Raw genomic sequence first — 6,529 nt, 5'->3', positions numbered from 1 at the left:
TTTCCCTCTGTCGCAAGAGGAATGATCAACCAAGGGCTTCACCCATGATCAACCAGGGTGCCACCCGGCCGAACAGACGTTAAAACTCAAGCTAGGGCGTGTCCTGTAAGTCCGTCCGATGGGCTTCGTGATCCACGTGGACATCGACGAGGATCCGGAGTGGACCATCCACGCCGGAGGAGGCGCGGCGGGAGATCGTCGACGCCATGTGGGCCTGAAAGGGCTCAGTGTGCACGATTCGCCGATCAGGAGGTGTGTGTTGACTGCCCGGATTGTCGGAGCGGTCTGGTAGATCATGGGGCATGTTCCGCGACTTCAACTTCAAGCTGCTGGTCATCGACAAGCTCATGTACCAGGACAAGCTCATCCAGCCCCGTTTCCAGATCGCCGAAGTTCTCCACGCCAAGGGCGCCACCGGCGACCTGTGGGAGTACCTGGACGAACAGGACCTGCTGTACACCGTCCTCGAGGAAGCCCGCCAGTACTTCACCGATTTGGAGATCACTCCCGACCAGCTGGCCGCAGTGGACGAACTGATCACTGACGGCGGCTTGGACATCTACCACCAGTGCTCGCCGTTCTGGGACGGCGAGGACGAACTCTTCGACATCACCTCACTGGACGACCTCGCCCTGCTGCCCAACCTCCGCGTGATCCACGACATCGCCGGGGCCATCATGGCCGTCCCCGGCGCCGAGGACACCCTCAAGGCCCGCGGAATCGCCGTGGAATGAGCCCTTTCGTCGTGGTTGGCGGCGGGTCCCGATGTGGTCCAGGACGAGGCTGGCCGCGATGATCGCGGTGGCCCTGCGTGGGCGACAACGGAGTTCGGCCAGGACTCTCCAGCCCTGGTACCGGCCGCATCCCGCTCGTACCGCCAGGGACCACCTGGGCGCGAAGACAGCGAACAGCCCTACAGGACACTGCCTAGGCGACGGGGCCGCGGCGTTCGAGGAAGACGGTGTCGTGCCAGACGCCGTCGCGTTGCGCGATGCGTTCGCGGATGCCCACGGTGCGGTATCCGGCGCTGTGGTGCAGGGCGATGCTCGCGCGGTTGTCGGTGAAGATCGAGGTCTGCAGGGTCCAGACCCCGGCGGCATCCGCCTCGGTGACTTGCTTGAAGAGAAGGGCTTTCCCGACCCCGCGACCGCGATGGCTTTCGCCGACGTAGACCGACGTCTCGGCGACCCCCTGGTAGCACTCGCGCTCCGAGACCGGGGTGGCCGCCGTCCAGCCGACGACCTCATTGTCGATCTCGGCGACCCAGCGATGCCCGGGTAGCCATTTCGCGTCGAGCGCTTCGCGGCTGGGGACCTCGGCGTCGAAGGTGGCGAGCCCGGTCGCGATACCTTCACCATAGATCCGGCGGACCGCGTCCCAGTCGTCGTCGCGAAGGGCGCGGATGGCGACGTCGCCGGGCACGTTGTCCGGGCAGCACGGACGTGGCGCGAGCATGCCCATGACGGCGTCGGCCGCGTGCGGGAGCCCGCTGCAGCAGGCCTGGTTGATCGTCACGACCGTGGCCGTGCCCTCTTTCCGCAGGTGCACGAAGCCCACGTCCGCCAGTTTCCGCACGTGGTGGGAGCAGGTGGACTGGCTGGTGCCGAGGATTTCGGTGAGCGCGCCGACGGTCAGGCCGCGGGGCGAGGTCGCGACGGCGTGCAGCAGCTTCACCCGCATCGGCTCGGCCAGACAGGCGAACCATCCGGCATAGGTCGCGGCTTCGCGCTCGGGCAGGAGACCGGCGAGGGGAACGGGCACAACCGTCGTCATGCCAGCCAGTATCGACCAGAGTCGATGGTTGCGTCAATCGACTCCGATCGATACAGTCCCCCGCATCCACTCAATCGAGATGGATCGATGAAAGGTGCATGGGGATGAGCGAGCTTCCTGTCGTGGTGATCGGAGCGGGACCGGTGGGGCTGGCGGCCGCCGCCGAACTGGTGGAGCGGGGCTTCGAGCCACTGGTGCTGGAGCGCGGCGCGCACGCGGGCGCCGACGTGGCGGCATGGAATCACGTGCGGTTGTTTTCGCCTTGGTCCGAACTTGTCGCTCCCGCGGCCGGGCGACTGCTGGAGACGACTGGCTGGACCCGGCCCGACGGCGAGGCGTATCCGACGGGCTCGGACTGGGCCGCGCTGTATCTGCGACCGCTGGCGGCGGCGCTCGGTGACCGGGTGCGCTTCGGCGCCGAGGCGGTCGGCGTGGCACGCCGGGGACGAGACCGCGTCGTGGACAGCGGCCGCGACGACGAGCCGTTCACCGTGCACGTCCGCGCCGCCGACGGGGCGGAGGAGCGGATCGCGGCCCGTGCGGTGATCGACGCGTCCGGTACGTGGTCGACGCCCAATCCGCTCGGCGGCGAAGGACTTCCCGCCGCAGGAGAGCGTGCGACGGCGGACCGGATCACTTACCGGGTCCCGAATCTGGGCGACGACGCGGTGCGAGCGCGGTACGCGGGCAAGCACGTGGTGGTCGCGGGCAGCGGGCATTCGGCGCTCACCGCGCTGGTCGCCTTGTCCGGCCTCGCGAAGGACTCGCCGGAGACGCGGATCAGCTGGGTGCTGCGCCGCGGAGCGGTCGGCAACACCTTCGGCGGCGGCGACGCCGACCAGCTCCCCGCGCGGGGAGCGCTCGGCCTGCGTGCACAGGCAGCGGTGGAATCCGGACTGATCACGGTGGTGACCGGGTTCCGCACCGAGGCGGTCGACCGCGGCACCGACGGACGGCTGACCTTGATCTCCGCCGGCGGACAGCGGATCGAGCAGGTCGACGAGGTCGTGACCCTGTCCGGTTTCCGGCCCGATCTGACCTGGCTGTCGGAGATCCGGCTGGAGCTGGACCCGACGTTGCAGGCACCGGTCGCGCTCGCCCCGCTGATCGATCCGAACGTCCACTCGTGCGGAACCGTGTATCCCCACGGCGCCAAGGAACTCGCGCATCCGGAGAAGGACTTCTACCTGGCCGGGATGAAGAGCTACGGCCGGGCGCCGACCTTCCTCGCGATGACCGGGTACGAGCAGGTGCGCAGCATCGCCGCCCAGCTGGCCGGAGACCAGGAGGCGGCCGCACGGGTCGAGCTGCGGATGGCCGAGACCGGAGTCTGCGGCGGCGCAGGCCTGTTCGACGAACCGGACGACGCACCGGCCGCGGGCGGCTGCTGCGCGACACCGGAGCCGGAAGTCCTCACACTGTCCGCGCCACCGGCCGCGATGCGCTGACCGCGGCCGCCGCGGCGTCACCCGGTTGACCACGTCGGGTGGTGGCGGCGTTCTCCTCATTCCGGAAGGAACTCATGAACGACCACGACGTGATCATCGTGGGCGGCGGCCAGGCCGGTCTCGCCGCCGCCCACGCCGCCCGCGCACAGGGCCTGACACCGGTGATCCTCGAAGCAGGTGCCGAACCGGTCGGGTCCTGGCCTCGCTACTACGACTCGCTGACCCTCTTCTCCCCCGCCCGCTACAGCGGCCTCCCCGGCCTGCCCTTCCCCGGCGACCCCGAGCACTACCCACACCGAGACGAAGTCGTCGACTACCTGCGCCGCTACGCCCGCTGCCTCGGCACCGAGATCCTCACCGGACACCGGGTCGACGCCGTCACTCGCACCGACGGCGCCTTCACCGTGCACGCCACCGGGGAAACCGCGCTCACCGCACCGGTCGTCATCGCCGCGTCCGGCGGCTTCTCGCGCCCCTATCGCCCGGCCCTGTCCGGTTTGGACACTTTCACCGGCAGCGTCCTGCACAGCAGCGAATATCGAAACCCGGAACCGTTCGCCGGGCAGCGCGTGGTCGTCGTCGGCGCGGGCAACTCGGCCGTCCAGATCGCGGCCGAACTCGCCGTCCACGCCCGGGTCACGCTCGCCAACCGGGCACCGGTGAAGTTCGCACCGCAGCGGCCGTTCGGGAAGGACGTGCATTTCTGGTCCGCTGCCGTCGGGTTCGACCATCTGCCGATCGGGCATCTGCTGAAGAAGCCGCTCCCCTCGCCGGTCAACGACCCCGGCTTCTACAAAGCCACGATCAGTCAGGGACAGCCGGACCAGCGCCGCGTGTTCACCACCGCCGACGGCGACACCGTGACCTGGCCGGACGGGACCCGCGAACGCGTCGACACCATCCTGCTCGCCACCGGATTCCGCCCCGGACTGTCCTATCTGGACGGACTGGGCGCCTTGGCGGCCGATGGACGGCCATCGCAGGATCGCGGCCTGTCCACCACCCACGCGGGGCTGGGGTACGTCGGGCTGGAATGGCAGCGCAGCTTCGCCTCCGCCACCCTGCGCGGCGTCGGCCGCGACGCCCACTACGTCCTGAGGAAACTGACCGGAAACCGGGTCGGCACGGGCAAGCGCCGCTGCCGGCCGATCGGCTGAAACCCTCGTCGCGGCGACCCGGCTCGCCGTGGCGACGATGTTCACCCGCCGTCGGTGTCCAGTGCGGCCTTGATGTCGGCGACAGCGGCCCTGGCGGTCATGCCGACGCCGATGAGCGTGGCCGACGCCGGGCCGGTCCAGTCGCCGTAACCGAGAAGGTGCAGCCGCGGCTCGGCCACCGCGCGAGTGCCTTCGGTGGGAATCCGGCCGCGAGTGGTCCGCAGCCGCAACGGCGCGAGATGGCTCAGTGCGGGACGGAACCCGGTGCACCAGATGACCGCGTCGGCGTGCTGCCGAGTGCCGTCCGTCCACACAGGGCCGTCATCGTCGAGGCGCGCGAACATCTCACGCGGCCGCAACAGTCCGGCGTCGCGTGCTTCGCGGACGGGCGGGACGGCGACGATGTCGCCCAGCCCGGCGACTCCGGCGGTGTCGGCCTGTCCGGTCTCGAGGGCATGGCGGCGCCGGGTGGCGACGTCGAACAGTGCCTTGCCGTCGATGTGGTCGGGCAGGTAGCGCGGTGGGCGGCGGGTGACCCAGGTCAGGTTCGCCGTGCCCGCGAGGTCGGCGGCGATCTGCGCGCCGGAGTTGCCGCCACCGACCACCACGACGTCCAGGCCCGCGAACTCGTCCGGATTCCGGTAGTCCACCGTGTGCAGCTGACGACCGGTGAACCCACCCGGCATCAGCGGCAGGAAGGGACGCCACCAGGTTCCGGTGGCACTGATGACCGCTTCGGCGCTCCACTCCCCTGTATCGGTACGCACCTGGAATCCGTTGCCGTCGCGGGAAACGGCGGTCACCGGCTCCCCGCGGCGGATCGGGAGTTCGTAGCGTTTCTCGTACGCCGCGAGGTACTCGACGACATGGTCGGCGGTCGGATACCCCGGTCCCGGATAGGGCGGCATCGGCCAGCCCGGCAAGGAACTGTGCCGCGCCGGGGAGAACAGGCGCAGCGAGTCCCAGCCGTGCGGCCAAGCTCCGCCCTGCTCGGTCCGGGCGTCGAGGATGACGAAGTCCAGGCCGGCGCGGCGCAGGTGGTAACCCGCGGCGAGACCGGCCTGGCCGCCACCGATGACGACTACGCGGTCCAACGCTTACGCAGCCAAAGACTCACGTAGACCAACGCGACCAGCACCGGGACTTCGATCAGCGGGCCGACGACTCCGGCGAGCGCCTGCCCCGACGTCACGCCGAAGACACCGATGGCGACCGCGATCGCGAGCTCGAAGTTGTTGCCCGCGGCCGTGAACGCCAGCGTCGTGGTGCGCTCGTACGACAAACCGGACGCCTTGCCCAGCAGGTAGCCGCCGACCCACATGACCGCGAAGTACACCAGTAGCGGCAAAGCGATCCTGGCGACATCCAGCGGCCGGGACGTGATGTTGTCGCCTTGCAAGGCGAACAGCACGACGATGGTGAACAAGAGACCGTACAAGGCGATCGGACCGATCTTGGGCAGGAACTCGCCCTCGTACCAGTCGCGGCCCTTGCTCCGCTCCCCGACGCGGCGGGAAAGGTATCCGGCGGCGAGTGGGATGCCGAGGAAGATGACGACGCTGAGCGCGATCTCCCACGGCGAGAAGTCCAGTGTCGTCGTGTCCAGGCCCAGCCAGCCGGGGAGCAGGTCGAGGTAGAACCAGCCGAGCACGCCGAACATGATCACCTGGAACACGGAGTTCAGCGCGACCAGCACCGCCGCCGCCTCGCGATCACCGCAGGCGAGGTCGTTCCAGATGATCACCATCGCGATGCAGCGGGCGAGCCCGACGATGATCAGCCCGGTACGGTACTCCGGCAGATCCGGCAGCATCAGCCAGGCGAGCGCGAACATCAGCGCCGGACCGAGAATCCAGTTGAGCACCAAGGAAAGCACCATCGTGCGCTTGTCCTTGGTCACGGTGTCGAGCCTGTCGTAACGGACCTTCGCCAGCACCGGGTACATCATCAGCAGCAGACCGAGCGCGATCGGCAGCGACACCTGCCCGATCTTCACCGCGTCCAGCACACCCTGCAGACCGGGGATCACGCTGCCCAGCAGCAGCCCGGCACCCATCGCGACGATGATCCAGACCGGGAGGAAACGGTCCAAAAAGGACAGGTTGTGCAGGACGTCGGTGTCGGCCACGTCGGCGGTTCGAGTCACAGGGC

The 6,529-nt window shown here is 69.0% G+C and carries 6 protein-coding genes; 3 read left to right on the top strand and 3 right to left on the bottom strand.

Features of this window, described 5'->3' with window-relative positions; all coding sequences use genetic code 11:
• Nucleotides 1-302 precede the first annotated feature (302 nt).
• Nucleotides 303-734 carry a DUF6892 domain-containing protein gene (locus ACFVM3_RS20515; RefSeq protein WP_378440753.1) on the top strand — a complete coding sequence of 144 codons (432 nt, stop codon included), beginning with the start codon at nucleotides 303-305 and terminating at the stop codon, nucleotides 732-734.
• Nucleotides 735-927: 193 nt separating this feature from the next.
• Here ACFVM3_RS20515 and ACFVM3_RS20510 read toward each other — a convergent pair whose 3' ends face one another.
• A complete protein-coding gene (locus tag ACFVM3_RS20510) occupies nucleotides 928-1,773 on the bottom strand; it encodes a helix-turn-helix domain-containing GNAT family N-acetyltransferase (RefSeq protein WP_378440751.1) in 846 nt (281 codons plus the stop codon).
• A gap of 104 nt (nucleotides 1,774-1,877) precedes the next feature.
• Here ACFVM3_RS20510 and ACFVM3_RS20505 point away from each other — a divergent pair, with 104 nt between their 5' ends.
• Nucleotides 1,878-3,221: an FAD-dependent oxidoreductase gene (locus ACFVM3_RS20505; protein WP_378440749.1), complete on the top strand. Its 1,344-nt coding sequence runs from the start codon at nucleotides 1,878-1,880 to the stop codon at nucleotides 3,219-3,221.
• 74 nt (nucleotides 3,222-3,295) lie between these two features.
• A complete protein-coding gene (locus ACFVM3_RS20500; RefSeq protein ID WP_378440747.1) occupies nucleotides 3,296-4,378 on the top strand; it encodes a flavin-containing monooxygenase in 1,083 nt (360 codons plus the stop codon).
• 41 nt (nucleotides 4,379-4,419) lie between these two features.
• Here ACFVM3_RS20500 and ACFVM3_RS20495 read toward each other — a convergent pair whose 3' ends face one another.
• Both ACFVM3_RS20495 and arsB read right to left on the bottom strand, forming a co-directional pair.
• On the bottom strand, nucleotides 4,420-5,472 hold the full coding sequence (locus ACFVM3_RS20495) for an ArsO family NAD(P)H-dependent flavin-containing monooxygenase (protein WP_378440745.1): 1,053 nt from the start codon (nucleotides 5,470-5,472) through the stop codon (nucleotides 4,420-4,422).
• Complete coding sequence (arsB, locus tag ACFVM3_RS20490; protein WP_378440743.1) at nucleotides 5,460-6,524, bottom strand: ACR3 family arsenite efflux transporter; 1,065 nt, start codon at nucleotides 6,522-6,524, stop codon at nucleotides 5,460-5,462. The genes ACFVM3_RS20495 and arsB overlap by 13 nt, the downstream gene beginning before the upstream one ends.
• Between the last annotated feature and the right edge of the window lie 5 nt (nucleotides 6,525-6,529).

It is taken from the genome of Amycolatopsis sp. NPDC057786, from assembly GCF_042797905.1.
Taxonomy (GTDB): Bacteria; Actinomycetota; Actinomycetes; order Mycobacteriales; family Pseudonocardiaceae; genus Amycolatopsis.
This window is presented reverse-complemented; position numbering and strand designations above follow the sequence as displayed.

Excerpts from the sequence above, each read along its gene's own strand:
- ACFVM3_RS20515 (WP_378440753.1), top strand. The coding sequence starts at position 303 with ATGTTCCGCGACTTCAACTTCAAGCTGCTGGTCATCGACAAGCTCATG.
- ACFVM3_RS20510 (WP_378440751.1), bottom strand. The coding sequence starts at position 1,773 with ATGACGACGGTTGTGCCCGTTCCCCTCGCCGGTCTCCTGCCCGAGCGC.
- ACFVM3_RS20505 (WP_378440749.1), top strand. The coding sequence starts at position 1,878 with ATGAGCGAGCTTCCTGTCGTGGTGATCGGAGCGGGACCGGTGGGGCTG.
- ACFVM3_RS20500 (WP_378440747.1), top strand. The coding sequence starts at position 3,296 with ATGAACGACCACGACGTGATCATCGTGGGCGGCGGCCAGGCCGGTCTC.